24 protein-coding genes are annotated in these 26,317 nt (G+C 73.3%); 12 read left to right on the top strand and 12 right to left on the bottom strand.

The features are described from left to right. Nucleotides 1–27: 27 nt before the first annotated feature. The 3 genes from AB0I60_RS04055 to AB0I60_RS04065 are packed head-to-tail and all read left to right on the top strand — an operon-like array spanning nt 28 to nt 2,426. Nucleotides 28–723, top strand: a complete 696-nt coding sequence (locus AB0I60_RS04055) for an ATP-binding cassette domain-containing protein (protein WP_360725712.1) — start codon at nt 28–30, stop codon at nt 721–723. Then, complete coding sequence (locus AB0I60_RS04060; RefSeq protein ID WP_360725713.1) at nt 720–1,385, top strand: ATP-binding cassette domain-containing protein; 666 nt, start codon at nt 720–722, stop codon at nt 1,383–1,385. The genes AB0I60_RS04055 and AB0I60_RS04060 overlap by 4 nt, the downstream gene beginning before the upstream one ends. A 6-nt stretch (nt 1,386–1,391) precedes the next feature. Continuing rightward, the gene (locus AB0I60_RS04065) at nt 1,392–2,426 is read left to right on the top strand and encodes a GDSL-type esterase/lipase family protein (protein ID WP_360725714.1); all 1,035 of its coding nucleotides are present in this window, start codon (nt 1,392–1,394) and stop codon (nt 2,424–2,426) included. Nucleotides 2,427–2,497: 71 nt separating this feature from the next. Here the strand turns inward: AB0I60_RS04065 and AB0I60_RS04070 are convergent, their stop codons facing one another. Further along, nucleotides 2,498–2,800 carry a hypothetical protein gene (locus AB0I60_RS04070; protein ID WP_360725715.1) on the bottom strand — a complete coding sequence of 101 codons (303 nt, stop codon included), beginning with the start codon at nt 2,798–2,800 and terminating at the stop codon, nt 2,498–2,500. 145 nt (nt 2,801–2,945) lie between these two features. Between AB0I60_RS04070 and AB0I60_RS04075 the strand changes: the two genes are divergently transcribed. Continuing rightward, nucleotides 2,946–3,542 carry a histone deacetylase gene (locus AB0I60_RS04075; RefSeq protein ID WP_360725716.1) on the top strand — a complete coding sequence of 199 codons (597 nt, stop codon included), beginning with the start codon at nt 2,946–2,948 and terminating at the stop codon, nt 3,540–3,542. Between the two features lie 348 nt (nt 3,543–3,890). On the opposite strand, the gene AB0I60_RS04080 is transcribed toward AB0I60_RS04075, so the two are convergent. From AB0I60_RS04080 to AB0I60_RS04095, 4 genes are all read right to left on the bottom strand, one after another. After that, entirely contained in the window at nt 3,891–4,412 is a 522-nt protein-coding gene (locus AB0I60_RS04080) for a GNAT family protein (protein ID WP_360725759.1), read from the bottom strand. Nucleotides 4,413–4,473: 61 nt separating this feature from the next. Then, entirely contained in the window at nt 4,474–5,856 is a 1,383-nt protein-coding gene (locus AB0I60_RS04085; protein WP_360725717.1) for a dihydrolipoamide acetyltransferase family protein, read from the bottom strand. After that, a complete protein-coding gene (locus AB0I60_RS04090) occupies nt 5,849–6,862 on the bottom strand; it encodes an alpha-ketoacid dehydrogenase subunit beta (RefSeq protein WP_360725718.1) in 1,014 nt (337 codons plus the stop codon). Before AB0I60_RS04090 ends, AB0I60_RS04085 begins: the two co-directional genes overlap by 8 nt. Further along, on the bottom strand, nt 6,859–7,926 hold the full coding sequence (locus AB0I60_RS04095) for a thiamine pyrophosphate-dependent dehydrogenase E1 component subunit alpha (RefSeq protein WP_360725719.1): 1,068 nt from the start codon (nt 7,924–7,926) through the stop codon (nt 6,859–6,861). Before AB0I60_RS04095 ends, AB0I60_RS04090 begins: the two co-directional genes overlap by 4 nt. 121 nt (nt 7,927–8,047) lie before the next feature. On the opposite strand from AB0I60_RS04095, the gene AB0I60_RS04100 reads away from it, so the two are divergent. Beyond that, the gene (locus tag AB0I60_RS04100; RefSeq protein ID WP_360725720.1) at nt 8,048–8,524 is read left to right on the top strand and encodes an Lrp/AsnC family transcriptional regulator; all 477 of its coding nucleotides are present in this window, start codon (nt 8,048–8,050) and stop codon (nt 8,522–8,524) included. 32 nt (nt 8,525–8,556) lie between these two features. Here AB0I60_RS04100 and AB0I60_RS04105 read toward each other — a convergent pair whose 3' ends face one another. Then, complete coding sequence (locus AB0I60_RS04105; protein ID WP_360725721.1) at nt 8,557–9,261, bottom strand: VIT family protein; 705 nt, start codon at nt 9,259–9,261, stop codon at nt 8,557–8,559. Nucleotides 9,262–9,306: 45 nt separating this feature from the next. Beyond that, nucleotides 9,307–9,864, bottom strand: coding sequence for a hypothetical protein (locus AB0I60_RS04110; RefSeq protein WP_360725722.1), 558 nt, complete (start codon nt 9,862–9,864; stop codon nt 9,307–9,309). Nucleotides 9,865–10,275: 411 nt separating this feature from the next. Here AB0I60_RS04110 and AB0I60_RS04115 point away from each other — a divergent pair, with 411 nt between their 5' ends. The 6 genes from AB0I60_RS04115 to AB0I60_RS04140 all read left to right on the top strand — a co-directional run bounded on the left by AB0I60_RS04115 (nt 10,276) and on the right by AB0I60_RS04140 (nt 19,967). Then, nucleotides 10,276–10,959, top strand: coding sequence for a response regulator transcription factor (locus AB0I60_RS04115; RefSeq protein WP_360725723.1), 684 nt, complete (start codon nt 10,276–10,278; stop codon nt 10,957–10,959). Next, nucleotides 10,956–12,239 carry a HAMP domain-containing sensor histidine kinase gene (locus AB0I60_RS04120; RefSeq protein ID WP_360725724.1) on the top strand — a complete coding sequence of 428 codons (1,284 nt, stop codon included), beginning with the start codon at nt 10,956–10,958 and terminating at the stop codon, nt 12,237–12,239. The genes AB0I60_RS04115 and AB0I60_RS04120 overlap by 4 nt, the downstream gene beginning before the upstream one ends. A gap of 243 nt (nt 12,240–12,482) precedes the next feature. Next, complete coding sequence (locus AB0I60_RS04125) at nt 12,483–13,181, top strand: CAP domain-containing protein (protein WP_360725725.1); 699 nt, start codon at nt 12,483–12,485, stop codon at nt 13,179–13,181. Between the two features lie 213 nt (nt 13,182–13,394). Beyond that, a complete protein-coding gene (locus AB0I60_RS04130) occupies nt 13,395–13,607 on the top strand; it encodes a hypothetical protein (protein ID WP_360725726.1) in 213 nt (70 codons plus the stop codon). A gap of 419 nt (nt 13,608–14,026) precedes the next feature. After that, the gene (gene gltB / locus AB0I60_RS04135) at nt 14,027–18,523 is read left to right on the top strand and encodes a glutamate synthase large subunit (protein WP_360725760.1); all 4,497 of its coding nucleotides are present in this window, start codon (nt 14,027–14,029) and stop codon (nt 18,521–18,523) included. After that, nucleotides 18,516–19,967 (top strand): glutamate synthase subunit beta, encoded by a 1,452-nt coding sequence (locus AB0I60_RS04140; RefSeq protein ID WP_360725727.1) that lies wholly within the window; start codon nt 18,516–18,518, stop codon nt 19,965–19,967. The genes gltB and AB0I60_RS04140 overlap by 8 nt, the downstream gene beginning before the upstream one ends. Nucleotides 19,968–20,171: 204 nt before the next feature. On the opposite strand, the gene AB0I60_RS04145 is transcribed toward AB0I60_RS04140, so the two are convergent. The 4 genes from AB0I60_RS04145 to AB0I60_RS04160 form a co-directional block, all read right to left on the bottom strand. After that, nucleotides 20,172–21,158, bottom strand: coding sequence for a hypothetical protein (locus tag AB0I60_RS04145; RefSeq protein WP_360725728.1), 987 nt, complete (start codon nt 21,156–21,158; stop codon nt 20,172–20,174). 150 nt (nt 21,159–21,308) lie between these two features. Next, complete coding sequence (locus AB0I60_RS04150) at nt 21,309–21,959, bottom strand: DUF4360 domain-containing protein (RefSeq protein ID WP_360725729.1); 651 nt, start codon at nt 21,957–21,959, stop codon at nt 21,309–21,311. Between the two features lie 80 nt (nt 21,960–22,039). Then, the gene (locus AB0I60_RS04155; protein ID WP_360725730.1) at nt 22,040–22,663 is read right to left on the bottom strand and encodes a DUF4360 domain-containing protein; all 624 of its coding nucleotides are present in this window, start codon (nt 22,661–22,663) and stop codon (nt 22,040–22,042) included. Nucleotides 22,664–22,922: 259 nt separating this feature from the next. After that, entirely contained in the window at nt 22,923–23,441 is a 519-nt protein-coding gene (locus tag AB0I60_RS04160) for a MarR family transcriptional regulator (protein ID WP_360725731.1), read from the bottom strand. Nucleotides 23,442–23,500: 59 nt separating this feature from the next. Here AB0I60_RS04160 and AB0I60_RS04165 point away from each other — a divergent pair, with 59 nt between their 5' ends. After that, nucleotides 23,501–25,009 carry a GGDEF domain-containing protein gene (locus AB0I60_RS04165; protein ID WP_360725732.1) on the top strand — a complete coding sequence of 503 codons (1,509 nt, stop codon included), beginning with the start codon at nt 23,501–23,503 and terminating at the stop codon, nt 25,007–25,009. 108 nt (nt 25,010–25,117) lie between these two features. Here AB0I60_RS04165 and AB0I60_RS04170 read toward each other — a convergent pair whose 3' ends face one another. Next, nucleotides 25,118–25,876 (bottom strand): cyclase family protein, encoded by a 759-nt coding sequence (locus AB0I60_RS04170; RefSeq protein WP_360725733.1) that lies wholly within the window; start codon nt 25,874–25,876, stop codon nt 25,118–25,120. Nucleotides 25,877–26,317: the final 441 nt, after the last annotated feature.

The raw sequence follows: 26,317 nt of genomic DNA on the forward strand, positions 1-26,317 counted from the left end.
GCCGACCGGTTCGAGGGGTGGGCGGCCATGACCGACCTGTACGACGAGCGGCCCACCGGCCCGCAGCACGTGCTGCGGCTGCGGGAGGTCGGCGTCGAGTACCGGACGCCCGCCGGGTCGGTGACGGCCGTGAGCGGTGTGACGCTGGACGTGCCCGCGCGCGGGATCACCGTGCTGGCCGGGCCGTCCGGGTCGGGCAAGTCCACCCTGCTGCGGGTGCTGAGCCTGGTCGAGCGGCCGACCACCGGCGGCGTGGAGCTGCGCGGCGCGGGCACCGCGCGGCTGTCGTCCAGAGCGCGCCGGGCGTTGCGGCGCGAGGAGGTCGCGCTGGTCTTCCAGAACCCGGCGGACAACCTGATCGGCCACCTCACCGTCGGCGACAACCTGCGCGCGGCGGCCCAGGCGGCCGGGCGCACCACCGCCGTGGACGAGCTGCCGGCCCAGCTCGGCCTGCCGGGCACCTCGGCGTGGAAGGTGAGCGCGCTGTCCGGCGGCCAGCAGCAGCGGCTGTCGTTCGGCTGCGCGCTGGCGCGCGGCGCGTCCGTGGTGCTGGCCGACGAGCCGACCTCGCAGCTCGACGCCGCGTCGGCGGACCTCGTGCTGGAGACGCTGGCGGACCTCTCGGCCCGGGGCGTGCCGGTGGTCGTCGCGTCCCACGACCCCCGCCTGATCGCGTTGGCGGACACCAGGTTCGACCTGCGGAACGGGGTGCTGGCGGCATGACGGCGTTGCGGGCGGTGGGTGTCCGGCGGTCGTTCGAGCACCCCGGCGGGACGGTGCACGTGCTGCGCGGCGTCGACCTGGAGGTGTCGGCGGGCGAGCTGGTGACGCTGTCCGGGCCGTCCGGGTCGGGCAAGAGCGCGCTGCTGTCGGTGCTGTCCGGGTTCGACCGGGCCGACGACGGCACCGTGGAGATGTGCGGCGAGGTGCTGACCGCTCCCCCGGCGTGGCGGCTGTGCGCCCTGCTGCCGCAGGCGATGGGGCTGGCGAGCGAGCTGACCCTCGCCGAGAACGTGGCGCTGCCGCTGCGCCTGGGCACCGGTGCGGGCGGTGGGGGCGCGGACGGCGGGGTCGAGGACGAGGTCGCCGGGCTGCTGGCCGAGCTGGGCATCGGCGAGCTGGCCGACCGCTACCCGACCGAGGTCTCCTTCGGCCAGCAGCAGCGGGCCGCCCTGGCGCGGGCCGTGATCGCGTCGCCGAAGGTGCTGCTCGCCGACGAGCCGACCGCCCACCTGGACCAGGTCAGCGCCCCGGCGGCGGTGCGGGTGCTGCGGCGCGCGGCCGACGCGGGCGCGGCCGTGCTGATCGCCACGCACCACGAGGAGGTGCACCGGGCGGCCGACCGCACGGTCGTCCTGTCCGGCGGGCGGGTGTCCGTAGGATAGGCGGCGATGCTCCGTCGTCTCGTCGCCCTCGTCGTGGTGCTGCCGCTGCTGGCAGTGCTGCTCGTCGTGGCCGACAGCCCCTTCCCGGACCGGCTCGGGCCGGGCCGCGACGCGCCGGCGGCGCTGGTCGCGCTGGGCGACAGCACGATGTCCGGCGAGGGCGCGGGCAGCTACGAGCCCGGCACGGACGGCGAGAACGACAACTGGTGCCACCGGTCCACGAAGGCGTCCGTGCACAGCACCACGGTGCCGGGCGTGGACAGGGTGTTCAACCTGGCCTGCTCGGGCACCAGCGCGGAGCAGGTCGGCGTGGGCGCCAACGACGACCCCGGCTCGCAGGCCCGCCAGTTGGCGCGGATCGCCCGCGAGTACCGGGTGACCACCGTCGTGGTGGCGATGGGCGCCAACGACGACCCGAAGTTCGGCGACGTGCTGGGCGCGTGCCTGCGGGCGTGGTTCGACCGGGCGGACTGCTCCAAGGGGCTGGCCGACGAGTGGCGGTCGCGCGTGGACCGCATGGTGCCCAAGGTGGAACGGGCGCTGCGCGACATCCGGCAGGTGCTGCGCGACGAGGGGTACACGCCGTTGTCGTACACGCTGGTGGTGCAGTCGTACGCGGCACCGGTCGGCCCGGACCTGCCGAACGACCTGCAGAACCTGGCCGGCTGCCCGCTGCGGACCGGCGACCTCCGCTGGGTGCGCGACACCGCGGTCGGCGAGCTGTCGTCGGGCCTGCGCAAGGCCGCATCCGCCGTGGGGGCGCGGTTCCTGGACCTGTCGAAGGCGGGCGCGAAGCGCGAGGCGTGCGCGGGCGGCAAGAACCAGGACAGCGAGTGGTTCACCCGGCTGACTGTCGACTTCGACGGCCTGCGCGACGAGGTCCGCGCCCGCCACGCGCTCCAGGAGTCGTTCCACCCCAACGCCCGGGGCCACGCCCAGTTCGGCCGCTGCATGACCGAGTTCCTCGCCACCCAGTCCCGCGAGGCGTCCTGCGTGGCCGACCGCGACGGCAACCTGACCCCCGTGACGAACCGCGACTGACCCGCCGCCCCGGCCGTGCCGCGATCGGCGTCGACGGGCCGGCAGGCCGGGGGTCGCGCGAGGCCGGGGCGCTAGCCGGTGATCTTCTTGACGAGCTGGTCCTTCACCGCCTTCAGCTCCTTGTCGCTCAGGACGGGGAGGAGCACCTCCAGCTTCTCGTGCGGCACGGTGTACAGCTCGGCCAGGTCGGGTTCCACCTTCGAGCCGCTCACCTTGGCGCGCGCGATGAGCGCCCGGGTGGCGCGGCCGGTGCCGGCGTACTCGCCGACCAGCACGACCACCTTGTGCTTGCCGCTGCTGCCGCTGCTGAAACCGTTGCCGGGGAACTGGAGCTCGTAGACGTGGCCGTCGTGGACTTCGTCGGGGCGTGCCATGGGGCGGTTGCCTCCCGGGGTCGTGGGACCGGTCGCGGGACACCCTGGCGCACCGGGCGGCCGGACGGGGTCGGGTCGGGGCGGGTTCAGCCGACCGGCCCAACACGGCCGGCGGACCGGCATCATCGACACGGGAGGTCCGCTCGTGAGCCACGTCTGGTACGTCAGCTACGGGTCCAACCTGCACGCCGCCCGGTTCGCCTGCTACCTGGCCGGCGGCACGCCCGGGGGCGCGGCGCGCGGCTACCCGGGGTGCCGTGACCGCAGCCCTCCCCGGGCCGTGCGCGGGCTGGGGGTGCCGGGCGGGATCTACTTCGCCACGCACTCGCCGGTGTGGGGTGGCGGCCGGGCGTTCTACGACCCCGATCTGCCGGGCACGGCTGCCGTGCGCGGCTACCTGGTCACCGCCGCCCAGTTCTCCGACGTGGTCGAGCAGGAGATGTACCGCGAACCGGGTCCGGAGATCGACCTGGCCGCCGTGCTCGCGCACGGCCGGGAGCAGCGCGGACCCGGCCGGTACGACACCCTGCTGCACCTCGGCGACGTCGACGGCTGCCCGGCGCTGACGTTCACCGCGCCCTGGACGTCCGCCGAGGTCGAGCACACCGCCCCGTCCGGCCCGTACCTGAAGGTGCTGCGCGACGGGCTGTGCGAAGCCCACCCCTGGACCACCGCGCGCGCCGCCGCGTACCTGGCCAAGCGCACCCCGTTCTGGACCGGTCCGGAGATCGAGGGGCTCTGAACGGCGGCTCCGGCAGCCGCTACCCGGGGCTCAGGCCGGCCACGGCCAGGCGGAACAGGTGGTCCGCCCGCCCGGCGGGGTCCGGGTGGTGCTCGGCGGCCGACCCCCGTGCCGAGGCCGAGCAGGCGACGACCTCGCCCAGCCGGCAGCGCCGCCCGCGCGTCGTCGTGGCCGGCCAGCTCCTCGGCCCGGTCGCACCGCGCCTCGACCCGGTTGCGGGACACCGCTTCCAGCAGCGCCTGGCGGGCGGGGAAGTGCCGTCGCACGGTGGCCGAGCACCTCGCCGGCGGAGCGCGCCCCGCGAGTCCGTGAGGGGCGGACCGGGATCACCGCGACCGCCCGCTCACCTCACCGCGCGCTCGTCCGCCACTCGTCTTCCAGCAGCGCGTAGACGAACTCCTCGCCCCACGCGCCCTTGAAGATCTCGGCGTGGCGGAAGTGGGCTTCGCGGCGCATCCCCAGGCGCTCCATCACCCGCCACGACGGCTCGTTGAACGCGTCGCAGGACGCCACGATCCGGTGCAGGCCCAGGTTGTCGAAGCCCAGCCGGAGCATGGCGCGGGACGCCTCAGTCGCGTAGCCCCGGCCGTGGTGGTCGGGGTGGAAGATGTAGCCGATCTCGCCTTGGCGGTGCTCCTCGCTGAGGTACTTCAGGACGGTCTCGCCGATCACCCGGCCGTCGTGCTCGACGGCCAGCGCCAGGTGCTCGCCCTCCTTCGCGGGCCAGGTGACCGACGTCTTCAGCGCCAGGCTCTCCGTGGTCTCCTCCGGCGTCCTCGCCCCGCCGTACAGGTAGCGGACCACGTCGGGGCGGGACTGCCACGAGTGCAGCGCCGCGTGGTCGGCGTGCGTGAACGGGCGCAGCAGCAGGCGTTCGGTGCGGACCGGTTAGGCGGGTGCGGTCACCCGTCCAATCTACGGAGAACCCGGCTCACAGGTCGGCCAGCGCGGTGATCGGGGACTCCACGCAGTCGGCCACGAACCGCAGGAACCCGCCCGCCGTGCCGCCGTCGCACACCCGGTGGTCGAAGGCCAGCGTGAGCTGGGCGACCTTGCGGACCGCCAACTGCCCGTCGACCGCCCACGGCCGGTCGATGATGCGGCCGATGCCGAGGATCGCCGCCTCCGGGTGGTTGATGATCGCGGCCGACCCGTCGACGCCGAACACGCCGTAGTTGTTGACCGTGAACGTCCCGCCGGTCAGCGACGCCGGGGCGATGCGGCCCTCGCGCGCGGACGTGGCCAGCCCGGTGATCGCGGCGGCCAGGCCGGACGTGGTGAGGGTGTGCGCGTCGCGGACCACCGGCACCACCAGCCCCCGGTCGGTCTGCGCGGCGAACCCGAGGTGGACCTCGTCCAGCACCACGATCTCGTCGCCCTCGACCCGCGAGTTCAGCTCGGGGAACTTCTTCAGGCCCAGCACGGTGAACCGGGCCAGCAGCGCGAGCAGCGACGCGGACGGCAGCGCGGCGCGGGCGGCCAGCAGGCCGGTCGCGTCGACGTCCACCCACACGGTGGCCTCGGGGATCTCCCGGCGGGAGGTGGCGAGCTTCTCCGCGACCAGGCCGCGCAGGCCCTTCAACGGGATGCGCCGACCCGCGCCGGCCCGCTCCGCCGGGTTCTCGACCGGGCTCCCGGCGGACCGGGCGGACAGCTCGCGCTCCACGTCGACGCGGCGGATCACGCCGCCGGGACCGGTGCCGGCGATGTGCTCCAACGCCAGGCCGTTCTCCCGCGCCAACCGCCGGACCAGCGGCGAGATGACCGCCGGGGCCAGGACGGGCCGGTCAGGCGCGACCTCGCCCGGAGCGGGCCGCGCCGGAGCGGGAAGGGCGGCGTCAGCGGAGCCGGCTTGGGCGGAGCCGGGCCGGGCCGGGCGAGCGTCGGCCGGAGTGGCGTGGCCGGGAGCGGCTTGGGCCGGGACGACCGGCGCGGGCTGCGCGGCGGGTGCGCGGCCGGGGCCACGGCGGTTGGCGCGGCGGCGGCGCGGCGCGTCCGAGGTGCCGTAGCCGATCAGCACGTTGCCCGAACCGGCTCCCGCCGCCGGGGCACCGGCCGCCTGCCCCGCCGACTCCCCTGCGGGCTCCCCCACCGACAGCAGCACGGAGCCGACCGCCAGCTTCTCCCCCGCCTCGCCGAACCGGGCCCGGACCACGCCCTCGAACGGGCACGGCACCTCGACCACGGCCTTCGCCGTCTCGACCTCCACCACGGGCTGGTCGATCGACACGTGGTCGCCCACCGCCACCAGCCAGGTGACGATCTCGCCCTCGGTCAGCCCCTCGCCCAGGTCGGGCAGCCGGAAGTCAGGCACCGCGAACCCCCACGACCTCGTCGTCCCACTGGAGGCGCGCGACCGCGTCCAGGATGCGGTCCACGCCGGGCAGGTGGTGCTCCTCCAGCTTCGGCGGCGGGTACGGGATGTCGAACCCGGTCACCCGCAGCACGGGCGCGTGCAGGTGGTGGAAGCACCGCTCGGTCACCCGCGCCACGACCTCCGCGCCGTACCCGCCGAACCCGGATGCCTCGTGCACCACGACGGCGCGGCCGGTCTTGCGCACCGACGCGCACACCGTCGCGTCGTCGAAGGGCGACAGCGTCCGCAGGTCGACGACCTCGACGTCCCAGCCCTCCTCGACGGCCGCTTCGGCGGTCTCCAGCGCGGTGGCCACCATCGGCCCGTACGCGATCAGCGTGACGTCCGAGCCGGTGCGCCGCACGAGCGCCCGGTCCATCGGGACGGCCACGTCGGACAGCTCGCCCTTGGCCCAGTACCGCCGCTTGGGCTCCAGGAAGATCACCGGGTCCGGCGACGCGATCGAGTCGCGCAGCAGCCGGTAGGCGTCGTCCGGGGTGCCGGGCGTGACGACGGTGAGGCCCGGCGTGTGCGTGTAGTACGCCTCGGACGAGTCGCAGTGGTGCTCGACGCCGCCGATGCCGCCGCCGTAGGGCACCCGGATCACGACGGGCAGCGACACGCTCCCGCGCGTCCGGTTGCGCAACTTGGCCAGGTGGCTGGTGATCTGCTCGAACGCCGGGTACGCGAACGCGTCGAACTGCATCTCCACCACGGGCCGCAGCCCGTTCATGGCCATGCCGATCGCGGTGCCGACGATGCCGGACTCGGCCAGCGGCGTGTCGAACACCCGCGTCTCGCCGAACCGGGCGGCGAGCCCGTCGGTCACCCGGAAGACGCCGCCGAGCGGGCCGACGTCCTCGCCGAACACCAGGACGCTCGGGTCGTCCTCCAGCGCGTCGGACAGCGCCCGGTTGAGCGCCGCCGCCATCGACAGGCCGGTGCCCGCCACCGACGCCGTCATGCCAGTTCCTCCGCGAGGGCCGCCGCCTGCTCGCGCAGGTGGGTGGTGGGGGTGGCGTACACGTGCTCGAACAGCACGGCCGGGTCGTACTCGTGGTCCACGTTGAGCTTCGCGCGCACGGACGCGGCGAAGTCCTCGGCCTCGGCCGCGATCTCGGCCTTGCGGGCGGCGTCGAGCAGGCCGCGCGAGGTGAGGTAGGCGTCGATCCGGTCGACGGGGTCGCGGTCCAGCCACGCGGCGACCTCGTCGGAGGTGCGGTAGCGGGTGGCGTCGTCGGCGTTGGTGTGCGCCTCGATGCGGTAGGTCAGCGCCTCGATCAAGGTGGGCCCGCCGGACTCCAGGGCCTCCCGGACGACGGCGTAGACGGCGGCCACGTCGTTGCCGTCGACCAGCACGGACGGCACGCCGTAGCCGACGCCCTTGGCGGCCAGCGTGGGCGCGGCGGTCTGCTTGGACAGCGGCACGCTGATGGCGTACCCGTTGTTCTGCACCAGGAACACGACGGGCGCGCGCCACACGCCGGCGTAGTTGAGCGCTTCGTGCGTGTCGCCTTCGGAGGTCGCGCCGTCGCCGAGCAGCACCAGGGCGGCGGTGTCCTCGCCCTTGACGCGCGCGGCGTGCGCGAACCCGACGGCGTGCAGCGTGTTGGTGGCCAGCGGGGTGCACTGCGGCCCGACCCGGTGCTCGTAGGGGTCGTAGCCCAGGTGCCAGCCGCCTTGCAGCAGCGTCAGCGTCTCGCCCGGGTCGACGCCCCGGGTGACCAGCGCGACCGAGTCGCGGTAGGTGGGGAACAGCCAGTCCTGGGCGCGCAGGGCGAGCACCGAGCCGACCTCGCACGCTTCCTGCCCGCGCGACGACGGGTAGACCGCGAGCCGGCCCTGCTTGGTGAGCGCGGTGGCCTGGGTGTCGAAGCGCCGGCCGACGACCATCCGGCGGTGCAGCTCCAGCAGCACGTCGTCGTCCGGCATGGCCAGCGGCGAGTCCGCGACCGGCACGCCGTCCTTGCGCAGCAGCGACAGCGGCTGCTCGGTGGGCAGCAGCGACCGCTCCGTGGTGGCGACCATGGGCTCCTCCGACGCTCGTGGGGTCCGGACAAGCGCATGGTCCAGGTCACAGCGGCCAAAGTTCCAGATCCGACGTGGAATTCCGGACGAATGGCCGTGCGGACGGGTTATCGTCGGCCGTATGACGCCCGGCCCTGGACACTCGGCACCGTTGGACGCCACCGACCGGCGGATCGTGGAGGAGCTGCGCGCGGACGGCCGGCTGTCGATGCGGGCGCTCGCGGAGAAGCTGCACATCTCCCGGGCGAGCGCGTACTCCCGGGTGGAGCGGCTGCACCGGGACGGCGTGGTGACCGGCTACACGGCGGTGGTCGACCCGGAGCGGTACGGCTTCGGCATCTCGGCGTACGTCTACCTCAAGATCAGCCAGCACTCGTGGAAGGCGGTCCGGCAGCGGGTGCTGGAGATCCCGGAGGTGTGGCACGGCGCGCTGGTGTCCGGCGACTACGACCTGGTGCTGCTGGTGCGCGCGCCGGACGCGCACAGCCTGCGCGACCTGGTGCTCAGCCGGCTCCAGACGATGCCGGACGTGACCTCCAGCCACACCGTGCTGATCCTGGACGAGCTGCCCACCGACGGCCACCAGCCGAAGTTCTGACCCCGGAGCAGCGTCCGGGAGCGGGGACCTCCCTACTGCACCGTGACGCCGAACAGCACGCCGACGCCGTAGGTAACCGCCATGGTCGACGTGCCCACGACGACGTTGCGCCGCACCGCCCGCCACACCGGGCCGGCACCGAGCCGTGCGCTGATCACGCCGGTCAGCACCAGCCCGACCAGCACGGCCGCCGCGCACGCCCACACCCGCCAGGCGACGGGCGGCAGCAGGATCGCGACCAGCGGGACCAGCGCGCCGAGCGCGAACGAGACCAGCGACGCCCACGCGGCCTGCCACGGGCTGGTCAGGCTGTCCGGGTCGATCTGGAGTTCCGCCTCGGCGTGGGCGCGCAGCGCGTTGTGCTCGGTCAGCTCGCCGGCCACCCGGGCGGCCAGTTCCGGCGACAGGCCCTTGTCCTGGTAGAGCAGGGCCAGCTCGCGCTCCTCCTCCTCGGGCATGTCGCGCAGCTCGCGCTCCTCCAGCGCCAGCGCGGCCCGCTCGGTGTCGCGCTGGGTGCTCACCGAGACGTACTCGCCGCCCGCCATGGACAGCGCGCCCGCGACCAGCCCCGCGACGCCGGCCGCGAAGATCGCGGTGCGGTCGGCCGACGCCCCGGCGACGCCGACCACCAGGCCGGCCGTCGAGACGATGCCGTCGTTCGCGCCGAGCACGCCGGCGCGCAGCCGGTTCAAGCGCTCGGACAGGTCGTCGTGGTGGGGTTCGCCGGGGTGCGTCATGGGCGTGATCGAACCACCGGCGGCCCGTCCGCGCCCGGTTCCGCGTCAGCCCTGTTCGAGGACCCGCCAGTGGGGTCCGGTGCTGATCCAGCTCGCTTCCAGGGTGGAGCGGTGGTCGGGGCCGTCGAAGACGACCACCACGGCGCTGGCCGGCTGCTCGATGCTCACCGCGAAGTCCTGCTTCGGCGTGGCCGAGATGGGGTCCATCTTCGTGGGGGAGAACTTGATCGACGCGGTGCCGCCCTGGAGCCGGAAGCTGCGCAGGTAGACCCGTTCACCGTCCTGGACGGCCCAGGTGCCGGCCTCGGAGGGCAGGGCCGGCGTGGTCGTCGTGGTGGTCGTGGTCGTGGTGGTCGTCGTGGTCTCGGCCGGCTCGGTCGTCACGACCGGCGCCGGGGCCGGCGTGGTGGTGGTCGGGACGGCGGTGGTCGTGGTGGTCGCCGTGGTGGCGGGTGCCTCGGTCGACTCCACGGGGCCGGCGACGAGCTGGGGTCGTTCGGGCAGGCCCGCGTCCAGCACGAACCGGATGCCCAACCAGGACAGGGCCACGGCGACGGCGGTGGAGGCCGACCACGCCGCGAGGTACTGCAAGCCCCTGTGCACGCGCCTCATCCTGCCGGCGGCTCCCACCCGACCAATCCCTGACCGCCCATGAAGTCGCTGACCTGCGCGGAACCCACGGCGAGCGCGGCGGCCCCCTGGCGAGGGCCGACCCAAGGCGGCCGATCGCGGGAAGGTCGCCTGCGGCAACCCCTGTAATGGGACGCGCTCACCGGGTGCTGCGGCGACCGGAAATGCGTTTCGGAATCGGTTCCGGGCTCCGTCCACACAGATGGGTTGAATTCGCCGGAAGGGTTTCGATCACGCGCGGGGTGATTTCCCGCCTGCCGGTCGGCGGCTGCGCCGTCGGGCGGGGTCCGACCGGCTGCGGATGGTGGGTAGCGGTGCGGCCGGTAGGTCCAGCAGGTGGGTGTTGTTCACCCGTTCGTGTCTTCGGGCGTTACGGTGCGCGCCATGGTTTCGGTGTTGCTGGTCGAGGACGACCCGGTGGTGCGGTCGGCGGTGACCCGCGCGCTCACCGGGCTGGGTCACGCCGTGCTTCCGGTCGGCACGGCGCTGGAAGCCCTCCGGGAGATCGCGGGCCCCACCCCGTTCGACCTCGTCGTGCTCGACCTCGGGCTGCCCGACATGGACGGCGCGGACGCCCTGCGGATGATGCGCGGCCTGTGCGACGTCCCGGTCATCGTCGCCACCGCGCGCGACGAGGAGGCGGAGATCGTCCGCCTGCTCAACGCCGGCGCGGACGACTACCTGGTCAAGCCGTTCTCCAGCGAGCACCTGGCCGCGCGGCTGTCGGCCGTGCTGCGGCGGGCCCGCAAGGAGGAGGCACCCGAGCCGCTGCGGATCGGGCAGCTCACCGTCGACCTCGACCGGCGGGAGGCCCGGCTGGCCGGCCGCGAGCTGAACCTCACCCGCAAGGAGTTCGACCTGCTCGCCTACCTGGCCGCACGGGAGGGCAAGGTGGTGCCGCGCGGCGAGCTGCTGGCCAACCTGTGGAACCTGCCCGGCCGGCACGACGACCAGACGCTGGACGTCCACCTCTCGTGGTTGCGCCGCAAGCTCGGCGAACGGGCCGCGCAGCCCCGCTACCTGCACACCGTGCGCGGTGTCGGGTTCAAGCTGACGGCCGTCGAGTGAGGAAGTCGCTCGCGCTGGTCTCGCTGGCCGTCACCTCCATGGTGGCGCTCGCCTTCCTCATCCCCCTCGCCCTGGTGGTCAGCCAACTGGCCGAGAACCAGGCCATGGCCGAGGCCGAGCGGCAGGCCATCGCGCTGACCCCGGTGCTGGCCATCACCGCCGAGCCGACCGACGTCGAACGGGCCCTGGTGACGACCGGCGGGCGCGTCGCCGTTCACCTGGTCGGGGGACAGACGATCGGCACCGCCAAGGCCACGGACGCCCAGCTCGGCAAGGCGCGGGAACGGGGCCTGGCGTTCACCGAGCCGGTGGCCGGCGGCTGGGTGCGGATGCAGCCGATCCTGCTGGGCAAGGACCGGGTGGCGGTGGTCGAGGCGTTCGTGCCCGAGGACGAGCTGTCCCAGGGCGTCACGGCGGCCTGGCTCGCGCTCAGCGGTGTCGCGGTGTCGCTGGTGCTGGCGTCCGTGCTGGTCGCGGACCGGCTGGGGGCGCGCGTCGTGCGCTCGGCCAAGGACCTCGCCGAGGGCGCGCAGCGGATGGAGCAGGGCGACCTGTCCACCCGCGTGGTGCCCACCGGCCCGCCCGAGCTGGCCGACGCGGGCGGCGCGTTCAACCGGATGGCCGACCGGATCGGCCAGCTCATGGCCGCCGAGCGGGAGGTGCTGGCGGACCTGTCGCACCGGCTGCGGACGCCGCTGACCGCGTTGCGGCTGGACTCCGAGACGCTCGGCGCCGACCCGGGCGCGAACCGCGTCCGGCAGGCCGTGCACGCGCTGGAGCGCGAGGTCAACGAGCTGATCCGGGCCGCGCGCCGGGAGCTGGACGACCCCGACGGCGGCCAGTGCGACGCCGCGCAGGTCGTGCACGACCGGCTGGTGTTCTGGTCGGCGCTGGCCGACGACCAGCAGCGGCGGTGGAACATGCGGGGCACCGAGCGCAGCGCGTTCGTGCCGCTGACCCGCACCGACCTGGCCGCCGCGATGGACGTGGTGCTGGGCAACATCTTCCGGCACACACCCGAAGGTGTGGGTTTCGTCGTGGCGCTGTTCCACCGGCCGGACCTGGTGGTGATCGTCATCGAGGACGCCGGACCCGGCATCGAGGACCTGGAGTCGGCGCTGCGCCGTGGAAGCAGCAGCGCCGGCTCCACCGGTCTCGGACTCGACATCGCCCGCCGCGCGGCCGAGTCCACCGGAGGCTCGCTGGTCGTGGACCGCGGGCCGCTCGGTGGTACCCGGGTTCAGCTCCGCCTCACCCGGGTACCCGAGCACCAAGGTTAGCCGGCCGATTCTTTCCGTCACCTCATACAACCTTTAAATGTTCCTTAAATAAATCGTGGTTGACAATACCGGATCGGCCGATAAGGTCATTTCCGGAATTGAGGCCGACCGCAGCGCTCTCCCCCTTGCCCGGTCCGCCCGGTTCTCCGTTCGGTGCGGCGACCGCTGCGCGCTTGCCCTGCGAACAAGCGCCGCGCGGTCGCCGCGCCCGTAAAGCCGCCTATTGCAGATGAGGTTTTCCTCATGTTCCGCACCAGCACCGCACTGCCGGTCGTCGTCACCCTCGCCGGGCTCGTCCTGGCCGGGTGCGGCGAGGGCCGGGACGCCGCCCGGGGCGTCGAGCAGGTGGCCGCCTCGGCCACCACCGACGTCCGCACCACCACGCCCGACTCCGCGACCCCGTCCGCCGCACCCGCCGCCACCCCGGCCGGGGTCCCGGCGGAGGCACCGGCCGACTCCGCGAGCGCCACCGCGCCGGCCGTCGCCACCCCGGTCGACCTGCCGGCCCCCGCGCCGGCGCCTGAACCCGCGCCCGAACCGGTCGCGCCCGCCCGCAGCGACGTCGAGGTCGCCGAGGCGAGGGTGTTCAACCTGACCAACGGCGAGCGCGCGGCGAACGGCTGCCCCGCGCTGGCCGTCGACGAGCGCCTGGACCGGGCCGCGCGCGGGCACAGCGAGGACATGGCCGCGCAGAACTACTTCGACCACCGGTCCAAGGACGGCCGCACGTTCGCCGACCGGATCAAGGCCGCCGGCCACCCCTCGCCCGGCGCGGAGAACATCGCCGCCGGCCAGCGCACCCCCGAGGAGGTCGTGAAGGGCTGGATGGAGTCCCCCGGCCACCGCGCGAACATCCTCAACTGCAAGCTCACGTCGCTGGGCGTCGGCATGGCGCACGGCGGTTCCTACGGCACGTACTGGACGCAGAACTTCGGCTGGTAGGTCCGGAGCCACGCGGCCGGCACGCGCCGTCCCGAGGGGCACGACCCGGCGCACAACGGGTCGTGCCCCTCGGCTTTCACCGCCCGGCGCCCGCCGGTCGGCGCATTCCGAGGAGAAGTTGTGCGCACACCGGTTTCAAAGCCCGCCCGTTCGGGTACGTGCAGCGGACTGGACGCCGACGGGCGCGTCGAGACCCGCAGCGGAGGTGCCGCCGTGACCCACCCCTGGACCGCGCTCTACGCCCCGCGCACCCTGCGTGCCGAACGCCGGCTCTGGGCGCTGCTGGCCGCGCTGTTCGTCCTGGTCGCCGGGGTCAACGCGATCCTCGCCCTGAGCGAGGCGGAGTGGTGGCAGGGCGCTGTGGCAGGCGTGGCGGTGCTGGCCGCCGCCGGCTGCGGGAAGGTCGCCCGGACCACCCGGCGTTGACTTCCGGCTCCCCGGCCGTCACCGTGTGACGTGCGCACTGGTCCGACCGGGCGTAACCCGCCGGCGTTTGGATGTCAACCGCCGGTGGGATTCCCCACGACGCCCTGACGGACTAGAGCGTTTCCCGCGAATTCACACTATCGTCACAGGACCCCGGCAACCCCGGTGCACCGCCCCGCGTGTCCCCGCGGCCCCATCCGGCCCCCACGGGACCCGCGCGCAAGGAAGTGCAGTTTCCCGCACAACGGAGTGCGGACCCCGCGCCGCCGATCTCCCCGGCGCGGGCTCCAGAGCCAGCCACAGGCCGAGCCGCCACGCGTCAACGAAGCGCGTTCGAGCGGCCGGCCTGCCTCCGTATGCCCAGAACGCCTGGTACAGGCGACGCCACGGGAGGGCCCGTCGTGACCCACCACCACCCCATGCTGCCCGAGCAGCACCAGCAGGGCCTGTACGACCCGCAGTTCGAGCGCGACGCGTGCGGCGTCGCGTTCGTCGCAGACCTGGCCGGTCGGCGCAACCACTCGATCGTCGCCAAGGCGCTGGTCGCGTTGCGCAACCTGGAGCACCGGGGCGCGCGGGGCGCGGAACCGGAGACCGGAGACGGCGCGGGCATCCTGATCCAGGTGCCCGACGCGTTCTTCCGCGAGGTGGTCGACTTCGCGCTGCCCGAGCCGGGCCGCTACGCGGTCGGCACGGCGTTCCTCCCGCACGACGGCGCGCACGTCCGGGCCGAGGTCGAGCGCATCGCGGCGGAAGAGGGCGCGACCGTCCTGGGCTGGCGCGACCTGCCGGTGGACACCGACCACGTCGGACCCACCGCCCGCACCACCATGCCCGCCTTCAGCCAGCTCTTCCTCGCGCTGCCGGGCGGCCGTGCGCCGGAGGGGCTGGAGCTGGAGCGGCTGGCGTTCGTGGTGCGCAAGCGCGCCGAGCACGCGGCCGACGTGTACTTCCCGTCGCTGTCCGGCCGGACCATCGTCTACAAGGGGATGCTCACCGAGCCCCAGGTGGAGAAGTTCTTCCCGGACCTCACCGACGAGCGGGTCACCAGCTCGATCGGCCTGGTGCACTCCCGGTTCTCCACCAACACGTTCCCGTCGTGGCCGCTGGCCCACCCGTACCGGTACGTGGCGCACAACGGCGAGATCAACACGCTGCGCGGCAACCGGAACTGGATGGACGCCCGGGAGTCCGTGCTGGCCACCGACCTGATCCCGGGCGACCTGGAGCGGGTGTTCCCGGTGATCACCCGGGGCGCGAGCGACTCGGCGTCGTTCGACGAGGTGCTGGAGCTGCTGCACCTGGGCGGCCGGTCGCTGCCGCACGCGGTGCTGATGATGATCCCGGAGGCGTGGGAGAACCACGCCGAGATGGACCCGGACCGGCGCGCGTTCTACGAGTTCCACTCCACGCTGATGGAGCCGTGGGACGGCCCGGCGCTGGTGTCGTTCACCGACGGCACGCTGATCGGCGCGGTGCTCGACCGCAACGGCCTGCGCCCGGCGCGCTACTGGGTCACCGAGGACGGCCTCGTGGTGCTGGGCTCCGAGGCGGGCGTGCTGGAGTTCGACCAGGCCACGATCGTCCGCAAGGGCCGGTTGGAGCCGGGCCGGATGTTCCTGGTGGACACCGCGCAGGGCCGGATCGTCGACGACGAGGAGATCAAGGGCGAGCTGGCCGCCGCGCACCCGTACCGGGAGTGGGTGGCGGACGGCGTCCTGCACCTGGCCGACCTGCCGGCCCGCGAGCGCGAGGTGCCGTCGCACGCGTCGCTCGTGCGCCGCCAGCAGGTGTTCGGCTACACCGAGGAGGAGCTCGCGCTGCTGCTGCGCCCGATGGCGCGGACCGGCGCGGAACCGATCGGCTCGATGGGCAACGACGCCCCGTTCGCGCCGCTGTCGGACCGCCCGCGCCAGCTCTTCGACTACTTCACGCAGCTCTTCGCCCAGGTCACCAACCCGCCGCTGGACGCGATCCGCGAGGAGCTGGTGACCAGCCTGCACGCCACGCTGGGCGCGGAGCCCAACCTGCTCGCGGCGGACGCGAGCTCGTGCCGGCGGATCTCGCTGCCGTTCCCGGTGCTGGACAACGACGAGCTGGCCAAGCTGGTGCACGTGGACGACGACGGCGACCTGCCGGAGTTCCGCACCTGCACCGTCCACGGCACCTACGAGGTCGCCGGCGGCGGCGCGGCCCTGGTCGGCCGGCTGGCCGAGATCAAGGTCGAGGTGTCGGCGGCGATCCGGGACGGCGCGCGGCTGGTCGTGCTGTCCGACCGGGGCGTGGACGCCGAGCGCGCGCCGATCCCGTCGCTGCTGCTGACCGGCGCGGTGCACCACCACCTGGTGCGGGAGAAGACCCGCACCCAGGTCGACCTCATCGTGGAGGCGGGCGACGCCCGCGAGGTGCACCACATCGCGCTGCTCGTCGGCTACGGCGCGAAGGCCGTCAACCCGTACCTGGCCATGGCCTCGGTCGAGGAGCTGCCCGACCTGGACGCGAAGTCCGCCACCGCCAACCTGATCAAGGCGCTGGGCAAGGGCGTGCGCAAGACGATGTCCAAGATGGGCGTCTCGACCGTCGCCTCCTACACCGGCGCGCAGATCTTCGAGGCGATCGGGCTGGGCGCGGAGGTCGTCGACCCCTGCTTCACCGGGACGACCTCGCGCCTGGGCGGCGTCGGCTTCGACGTGCTCGCCGAGGAGGTCGCACGGCGGCACCGGGTCGCGTTCCCGGTCGACGGGGTGCGGGCGCACCACCGCGAGCTGGAGACCGGCGGCGAGTACCAGTGGCGGCGCGAGGGCGAAGCGCACCTGTTCAACCCGCAGACCGTGTTCAAGCTCCAGCACTCCACCCGCGCCGGGCGCTACGACGTGTTCAAGGAGTACACCCGGGCCGTGGACGACCAGTCCCGGCGACTGATGACGCTGCGCGGCCTGTTCGCCTTCAAGGACACCACACCCGTCCCGCTGGACGAGGTGGAACCGGTCTCCGAGATCGTGAAGCGGTTCGCCACGGGCGCGATCTCCTACGGCTCGATCTCCAAGGAGATGCACGAGGTCCTGGCGATCGCCATGAACCGGCTGGGCGCCAAGTCCAACACCGGCGAGGGCGGCGAGGACGCCGACCGGTTCGTCCGCGACGCCGACGGCGACCTGCGCCGGTCGGCGATCAAGCAGGTGGCGTCCGGGCGCTTCGGCGTGACCAGCGAGTACCTGGTGAACGCCGACGACATCCAGATCAAGATGGCGCAGGGCGCGAAGCCCGGCGAGGGCGGCCAGCTCCCCGGCGCCAAGGTGTACCCGTGGATCGCCAAGACCCGGCACTCCACGCCCGGCGTCGGCCTGATCTCGCCGCCGCCGCACCACGACATCTACTCCATCGAGGACCTGGCGCAGCTCGTCCACGACCTGAAGAACGCCAACCCGGCGGCGCGCGTGCACGTCAAGCTCGTCTCCGAGGTCGGCGTGGGCACGGTCGCGGCGGGGGTGTCCAAGGCGCACGCCGACGTCGTGCTGATCTCCGGCCACGACGGCGGCACCGGCGCGTCACCGCTGTCGTCCATCAAGCACGCGGGCGGCCCGTGGGAGCTGGGGCTCGCCGAGACGCAGCAGACGTTGCTGCTCAACAGGTTGCGCGACCGGATCGTGGTGCAGACCGACGGCCAGCTCAAGACCGGCCGGGACGTCGTCATCGCGGCGCTGCTGGGCGCGGAGGAGTTCGGCTTCGCCACCGCGCCGCTGGTGGTGTCGGGCTGCGTGATGATGCGGGTCTGCCACCTCGACACGTGCCCGGTGGGCGTGGCGACGCAGAACCCGGTGCTGCGCGCCAAGTTCGCGGGCAAGGCCGAGCACGTGGTGAACTTCTTCGAGTTCATCGCCCAGGAAGTGCGGGAGTTGTTGGCGCAGCTCGGTTTCCGCACGCTCGCGGAGGCCGTCGGCCACGCCGAGCTGCTGGACACCCGGGCCGCCGTCGACCACTGGAAGGCGGCCGGGCTCGACCTGTCGCCGATCTTCCACGTGCCCGAGCTGCCCGAGGGGGCGGCGCGGCGGCAGACCACGACCCAGGAGCACGGGCTGGACAAGGCGCTGGACAACACGCTGATCCAGCTCGCCGAGGGCGCGATCGCCTCCGGCGACCGGGTGCGGCTGGAACTGCCGGTGCGCAACGTGAACCGGACGGTCGGCACCATGCTCGGGTCCGCCGTCACCAGGCGGTGGGGCGGCGCGGGCCTGCCGGACGACACCATCGACATCACGTTCACCGGCACCGCCGGGCAGTCGTTCGGCGCGTTCCTGCCGCGCGGCATCACGCTGCGGCTGGTCGGCGACGCCAACGACTACGTCGGCAAGGGCCTGTCCGGCGGGCGGATCACCGTCCGCCCGGTACCCGGCGCGCGCTTCCCGGCCGAGCAGCACGTGATCGCGGGCAACGTGATCGGCTACGGCGCGACCGGCGGCGAGATCTTCCTGCGCGGCCGGGTCGGCGAGCGGTTCTGCGTGCGCAACTCGGGCGCGCTGGCCGTCGTGGAGGGCGTGGGCGACCACGGCTGCGAGTACATGACCGGCGGCCGGGTGGTCGTGCTCGGTCGGACCGGCCGCAACTTCGCGGCGGGCATGTCCGGCGGCATCGCCTACCTGCTCGACGCGGCCGAGCGGCGGGTCAACCCGGAGATGGTGGACCTCGACCCGCTGGACGGGGCCGACCGCGAGTTCCTGCGGTCGGCGGTGGAGCGGCACTACGCCGAGACGGGTTCCGCCGTGGCGCACGGCCTCCTGGCGGACTGGGACCTCGCGGTCGACCGGTTCGCCAAGGTCATGCCGAAGGACTACAAGAGGGTGTTGGCGGCACAGGCGCGGGCCGAGCTGGAGGGCCGCGACGTCGACCAGGCGATCATGGAGGCCGCACATGGCTGACCCGCGCGGTTTTCTCACCACCGAGCGCGAGACCCCGCGCAGCAGGCCGGTGTTCCTGCGGCTGCGGGACTGGCGCGAGGTGTACGAGGAGTTCGAGCGCCCCAGGCTGGAGAAGCAGGCCGGGCGCTGCATGGACTGCGGCATCCCGTTCTGCCACCAGGGCTGCCCGCTGGGCAACCTGATCCCGGAGTGGAACACCCTGGTGTGGCGGCAGGACTGGCGCGAGGCGGCGGAACGCCTGCACGCCACCAACAACTTCCCGGAGTTCACCGGGACGCTGTGCCCCGCCCCGTGCGAGGCCGCCTGCGTGGTCGGGATCAACGGCGACCCCGTCACCATCAAGCGGGTCGAGATCTCGATCGTCGACCGCGCCTGGGACGAGGGCTGGGTCACGCCGCAGGAGCCCCGGACGCGCACCGGCAAGCGGGTCGCCGTGGTGGGTTCGGGGCCCGCCGGCCTCGCGGCGGCGCAGCAGCTCACCCGCGCCGGCCACGACGTCGTGGTGCTGGAGCGGGCGGACGCGATCGGCGGCCTGCTGCGCTACGGCATCCCCGAGTTCAAGATGGAGAAGTGGCGGCTGGACCGCCGGCTGGACCAGATGCGCGCCGAGGGCACGCAGTTCCGGACGAACGTCAACGTCGGCGTGGACGTCACGGTCGAGGAGCTGCGCGCGTCCTACGACGCCGTCGTGCTGGCGGGCGGCGCGACCGCGTGGCGCGACCTGCCGGTGCCCGGCCGCGAGCTGGCCGGCGTGCACCAGGCGATGGAGTACCTGCCGGGCGCGAACCGGGTGGCGCGCGGCGAGCTGGCCGCGCCGCCGATCACCGCCGAGGGCAAGCACGTCGTGGTCATCGGTGGCGGTGACACCGGCGCGGACTGCGTCGGCACAGCCCACCGCCAGGGCGCGCTGTCGGTCACCCAGCTGGAGATCATGCCCCGGCCGCCGGAGCAGCGGGCCGAGGCCCACCCGTGGCCGACCTACCCGATGCTCTACCGGGTCACCTCCGCGCACGAGGAGGGCGGCGAACGGCTCTACGCGGTGTCCACCGTGAAGTTCCTCGGCGACCCGGACGGCGCGGTGCGGGCCGTCGAGCTGGTCGAGGTGCGCGCGGCGGACGGCCGCTTCGAGCCGGTGCCCGGCACCGCGCGGGAGCTGCCGGCGCAGCTGGTGACCCTGGCCATGGGTTTCGTCGGGCCGGAGAGGGGCGACCTGCTCGACCCCCTGGGCGTCGACCTGGACGCGCGCGGCAACGTGGCGCGCGACCGCGACTACGCGACGTCGGTGGACGGGGTGTTCGTGGCCGGCGACATGGGCCGGGGCCAGTCGCTGATCGTGTGGGCGATCGCCGAGGGCCGCTCGGCGGCGGCGGGCGTCGACGCGTACCTGACCGGCCGGCAGGTCCTGCCCCGGCCGATCGAGCCGACCGACCGACCGCTCACCTGATCCCCGGGCACCCGGCCGGCGAGCCGCGCCGGGTGCGCTGCCCCACCGGACGGCCCCCGGTGGGCGGACAACGTCGTCCGCCCACCGGGGGCTTCCCACCACACGGGTCGCCGCAGAGTTCCGCCGCCACCAGCGGCGGCCCGCGTGATCACGAGCCCTCGCCCGGACCGCCGCGCGTCCCCCGTCGAACGCGCGACGCCCCGGTCACCGCACCGCGTCCAGCCTGATGTCCGCCACCCGCAGCGGCCGGCCGGCGAACTCGCCGCCGACCCACCCCGGGTCGGACCCGCTCCACGACACCGAGCCGCAGCCCAGCGCCACCGTCGTCTCCCCCGCCGCCGGCGTGCCGGGGAACGACAGGGTCTGCCGCACCGCCGCGCCACCGCCCGGCACGTCCAGGAAGAACCGCTCCCGCACCACCTCGAACAGCCCGTCCAGCCGCAGGTCCAGGCCGTCCGCGCCGACCAGCCGGCACGAGTCGACCACGCTCACCTTCGCCGCCAGCGCGCTCCGGTTCACGGCCGTGACCGTCACCCTGGTGAAGTTGTCGGTCACCTCCACCCGCTCGACGCTCGCCTCCAGCGGCCCCACCCGGCCCGACGCCGGCGCGGCGAGCCGGTCGGCGAGCACGGCCTCGTGCGCGGTGACCCGGTCGATCGCCGCCGCGATCAGGTAGCCGACCGAGCCCCCGACCACGATGAGCACGAACGCCGCCCGCACCAGCGGACCCGGCCCGGTGCCCCGGGCGCGCACCTCGGGCAGCTCGCGCAACAGGTGCACGATCAGCGGCAGGGCCCCGAGCGCGCTGGCCATTCCCGCCGTCATCAACGGCGTCATGGTCGGCTCGACGACCTTGACCACCGCCGTCACCACCAGGGCCAGCAGCAGGCACAGCGCCACCCGCCCCGGCGTCAGGAACCGCCGACGCCGCCGAGGGGGCGGCCCCGTGCGCCGGGCCTCCGCCCGCCTCGGCTCCCGCACCGGCTCGTGCCGGGCCTGGCGGTACGTGGCGCGATAGGCGTCCTGGTACGCGTCGCGGTACGGGTCGCGACGCGGCTCACGACGCGGCTCGCGGAACGAACCGCCGTACGAGCCCCTCGACTCGCCGCGGTGCCGCTCCCGCAGCGGCTGCCAGGGCGGCTCGCGGGGTGACCGGGGCGCCCGTCCCGTCCGGTCCTGGGAAGTGCTCATCGCGCCCCCGCACTCGTGTCGTGCCACCGTGGCCCCACAAGCCTGCACAGCGGTGCTCGGACCGGCCGGATCACACGCCGGTATTCCACTCGTCCGAGGGAACGGCAGGTCGGGCAGCCGCGCGCCTGCCCGACCCGCTCGCGCTCGCCGCTACCGGCCCCCGCCGCCCGGGCAGACCTTCCACGCGAAGTGGTAGGTCGTCTTCAGGCTGGCATCGGTCGAGTCCATCACCATGAAGCTGGTGGCCCTCGTGCCGGACGTGCCGGCGTTGACTCTCAGCTCGGTGTTGATGTTGAAGTTGCGCTTCTCACCACACGGCGCGTAGGCGACCGCTCCGACGGGGACCTCGTCGTTGGCCTCCCAGTTGTCGTCGAGCGGCCCGTTCCAGGTGTGCGACTTGTACGTCGTCTCCGACATGCCCTGGAAGTAGTAGTTCGCCTTCTCGGTACCGGACGCGCCCCGCTCGAGCTTGCCGTAGCCCCGGTAGTCGGCCTTGGCGATGCCGTAGGTGAAGCCCTGCGGGACGTGCACCTCCAGGTTGAGCTGGCAGTTCTTCCGGAAGTCCGACGTCCCGGACCCCGGCCCGACCTTGGCCGTGTAGTCGCTGTAGGACACGGTGAACGCCTGGCGGTCGTCCGACACCGCCACGGCGGCCGTGCCGGGCTTGCAGCCCGAGCCGTTCACCGTCAGCAGCTTCACGTAGATCACGCCGGGAGGCGGCGCGTCGTCGCCGGGCGCACCTCCGGGGGGAAAGATGATCGCTGTCGAAGCCAGGGCGGCCGCAGCCACGAAGTTGAGCATGAATGCACCTTCCGACTAGTTGCGCGCGGCGGCGGCATGGAATGACGCTGGGCTCGCGGCGGCGGCCAGTCCGGAAAGAGCTAGCTGCAGCGCTTCCAGGAGAAGTGGTAGCGGGTGCTGGCGTTGCCGTCGGTCGAGTCCATGACGATGAAGCTCGTCCCGCGCGAACTGCCCGCGTTGACCCGCAGCTCGGTGTTCACGTTGAGGATCTTGCGCTCGCCGCACGGGGCGAACACGATCGAGCCCCACTCCGTGCTGTCCGTGGCCTGCCAGTTGTCGCTCTGCGGGCCCCGGAACGTGTGGCTCTTGCGCGCGGTCCCGGACTGGCCCTGGAAGTAGTAGCCGGCCTGCTCCATCGCGGTCGCGCCGGGCTGGAGGTGCGCGAAACCCCGGTAGTCGGCCTGGGCCACGCCGTAGGTGAAGCCCTGCGGGTAGTTGACCCGGAGCGCGAGCTGGCAGTTCTTCCGGAAGTCGGTCGGCTCCGTGTCCGCGCCGGCCTGCGCGAGGTAGTTGCTGTAGGTGACGGTGAACGAGGTCCGGTCGGGGGACGCGGCGACCGCCGTCGTGCCCGCCGGGCAACCGGAACCGTTGATCGTGACCAGGTCGACCGTCACGTACTCGGGAGGGGCCTCCTCCTGCACAACGCCGCCGGTGGGCACGATCGCGGTCAATGCGAGGGCGGCCGCTGCCAATGTGGTCAGCATGAAGGGCCTTTCTGCTGCGTGGTGACGCGGCGGCGGTCGAAATGTAGCGCAGTAAACGAGACCCTCGTTCCGCCAACCGGGTGGCGACCTTCTTTCAAACATAATCCGGCCACCGGCGGAAATTCCCCACAAGGTCGGATGACCACACCGCGAGGAAATCGTCACACCCGCAACAACACTTTTCCGGTAATACTGTCTCTCCCGTTCGGACCCGACCGGTCGAAAATCGACGGAACGCCGAAACCCACCGACACCGCACTCAATCCGGACGGGCCGCCACCACTCGCCGGATCAATTCCACCATCTGGGTGCGCTCACCGGAGTCCAACACCTCGAACCACCGCGCCTCGCGCCCGTTCTGCCGGGGGAACACCCCGGAGACCGCCGTGCGGCCCTCCTCGGTCAGCGCGACGAACACCACCCGGCGGTCCTGGTCGTCCCGCGTGCGCTCCACGAGACCGGCGCGCTCCAGCGTGTTGATCAGGTTCGACATGGCCGACCGGGTGGTGCCGGAGAGGTCGGCCAGCCGGGCGGGCTGGGTCGGCCCCAGGATCCACAGCTTGAACATCAACCGGAACCCGGGCATGGTCCACCCCTGCTCCCGGTGCACCAGCGCCTCGTAGTCGGTGATCATCATGTACGCGAGGTGCAGCACGTTGTACGACAGGCCGAACGCCTCCGCGTCGCCGCCGTTCTCCGCGATCCGGTGCCGCGCGAACCGTTCGTAATCCTGCTCCGTCGCCACGTCCTCGGCGAGAGGGACCTCGTGCTCTGCCACCTGCGCATCCTCGCAGGGCGACCCGGTCCGTGGAACGCGAATGGGGCACACTTACCGACGTGCTGGCGACGAAGCGGTTCGGCATCACGGCGGCGCTGGTGCTCGCTGTGGCCACCGCCGCGTCCGTGGCGGCCAGCTTCGACGTGGTCACCGGCGACGCGGCGGTCGCGCTGGACGACCTGGCGCAGCTCGCCACCGGCCTGTTCGCCACCGCCGCGTGCTGGTGGACCGCGCGCGGGGCCCGGGGCCCGGACCGGGTGTGGCGGGTGGTCATGGGCTTCGGGATGCTGGGCTGGTCGGTCGGCCAGTCGCTGTGGACGTGGTACCAGCTGGTCGAGCAGCGCGCGGTGCCGTCACCGTCCCCGGCGGACGCCGGCTACCTGAGCATCGTGCCGTTCGCCTTCGTCGCGCTGCTGGTCATCGGCAGCCACCGGCGCTCGGAGAACCCGGACGCGCTGCTGGACCGCAGGTCGCGCAGCGCCCGGCTGGTGCTGCTGCTGGACGGCCTGATCGTGGTCGGCTCGCTGTTCCTGCTCACCTGGACGACGTCGCTGGGCGGCCTGGTGGCGGTGGGCAACCCGAGCACGGCGGCGTTCCTGGTGGCCATCGCCTACCCGCTGACGGACCTGGTCCTGCTGGTCATCGTGGTGGTGCTCAGCGCGGACCGGAAGGTCGTGCTGCGCCCGCAGCTGCGCCTGCTCGGCCTGGGCCTGGTGGGGCTGGCGGCCTCGGACAGCGCGTTCGCGTACCTGGTCAGCGTGCAGGCCCCGGAGGTGCCGCCGCTGGCCAACGCGGGTTTCGTGCTCGGCCCGGCGCTGATCGCGCTCGCGGCCCTGGCCCCGCCCGCGCAGCACACCGCCCCCGGCCGGACCGCCGTGCGCCGGCAGTGGGCCCACCTGCTCATGCCGTACGTGCCGCTGCTGGTCAGCAGCGTGCTGGTGCTGCGCCGGACGGTCATCGGCGACCTGGCGCCGCTGGACGGCGTGGAGATCGCGTGCGGCTTCACGGTGTTCGTGGCGGTGATCCTCCGCCAGCTGACGACCATCGTCGACAACACCAGGCTGGCCGCCCTGCTGCGGGAATCCGAACAGACGCTCGCGCACCAGGCGCACCACGACCCGTTGACGGGACTGGCCAACCGGGCGTTGTTCGAGAACCGCCTCGACAGCGCGATGGCCGCCCACCACGAGGACGGCACGCCTTTCGGCCTGCTGTTCGTGGATTTGGACGACTTCAAATCGGTCAACGACCGGTCCGGGCACGCCCGGGGCGACGCGGTGCTGGAACAGGTGGCTCATCGCCTGCGGGCGTGCATACGGGACACCGACGTCGTCGCGCGCCTGGGCGGGGACGAATTCGGCGTCCTGGTGAAAGGCGTGGAAGAACCGGAGAAGGTGGCTTTCCGCATCCTCGACGCGCTGGGCGAGGACATCAGCGCGAGCGTGGGCGTGGTGGTGTGCGCGGACCCCGACCCCGAGGACACCGCCCAGTCGGTCCTGAAACGAGCCGACAAGGCGATGTACGAGGCGAAGCGGGACGGCGGCCGGGGCCTGGTGATACACCGCTGAGCCGCCGGCCGGGGTGCTGCGCGACGCGTCCGGTGATTTCCCGTGGTTCTCCGGCGGCACGTCCGGCGATTTTCGTCTTCGAGCCGGCCGGAACGGTCGGCGGCGGTCTCAGCGCCGGGGCACGAAAGCGTAGACGCTGGCCGGTGAGCCCGACCCGCGCCGGTTCACCGTGCCCCCGACCATCACGTACGCGCCGGTTTCCGGCAGCTTCCCGAGGTTGGCCAGGATCTCCAGGCTGATCCGGTGCTCCCGGTAGAGCAGCTTGGACACCGAATAGGAGGTGTCCAACGCCGATTCGGGGCTGAAGGTGTCGGTGCCGAGCGCGCCGCGACGCCCGAGCCGGCCGGTGCGGACCAGCCACCGCACGGCGTCCAGGGAGAACCCGGGCTGGTGCATCCGGCCGGCGGAGTCGTAGTTGAAGAAGGCGGGGGTCCCCCACCGGTCCTCCCACCCGGTCCACAGCACCACGGCGGCCTCCTGCGGGATCCGCCCGTGCCGCCGCTCCCACCGCTGGAGGTCGGCGACGCTCACCTCGTAGTCGGCGTCCCGCCGCGCCTGCTCCCGCACGTCGATCTTCACCGCCGGGAGGAACAGGTCCTCCGCGTCCAACTCGTCCGCGTACGGCTGGTCCTCGTTGAAGTGCGCCGGCGCACCCCAGTGCGTCCCGGTGTGCTCGCCCTGCCGCACGTACTGGAGGTAGAACCCGTCGTCGGGCACGGTGGTCACCGTCTCCAGGGTGAACTCAGGGTCGCCCGGGTAGACGTTGGTCCGCGCCGGGTCGTTGACGTGCGCGAGGTTCACCAACCGGTAGCCCCGCAACGGCGACACCGGTTCCCCGGCCTGCGCGGCACCCGCTCCGGCAACCATGCCGCCCACTGTAGAAAAAACCCCCGCGAGCATCGACCGCCTGCGCACCGTCGGCCACTCCTCCGTCTAGCTGTCACCCGATCCGGGCAACCATAACCGCCGGCCGATCACAGAACGACGGTCCGACCGGCGACGGTCCTCGGGCGGGGGTCGACGACCACCCTGCGAGACGCCTTCGGGGGCCGGCCCTCTCTCGCCGTGCCCGCCCCGCATCGGCGGGCACTCGCCGCCTCGGGCCGGGCCGTGATGGGAGGCCGGGGTCAGGTGCTCAGGGGCAAGGGTTTGCGCAGGGTCCGGGGAAGCGGTTGGGCCGGAGACGGGTCGGGCCGGGGACGGGGTTGGGTCAGAGGTCGGAGGCCCAGGAGCGCGGCCGGGGCCGGGGGCTCGTGGGGCGCGCGGTCGGGGCGCGCGGCCGGGGCGCGCGGCCGGGGCGCGCGGCCG

The sequence above is a fragment of the Actinosynnema sp. NPDC050436 genome (assembly GCF_040655415.1).
In the GTDB taxonomy this organism is placed as follows: Bacteria; Actinomycetota; Actinomycetes; order Mycobacteriales; family Pseudonocardiaceae; genus Actinosynnema.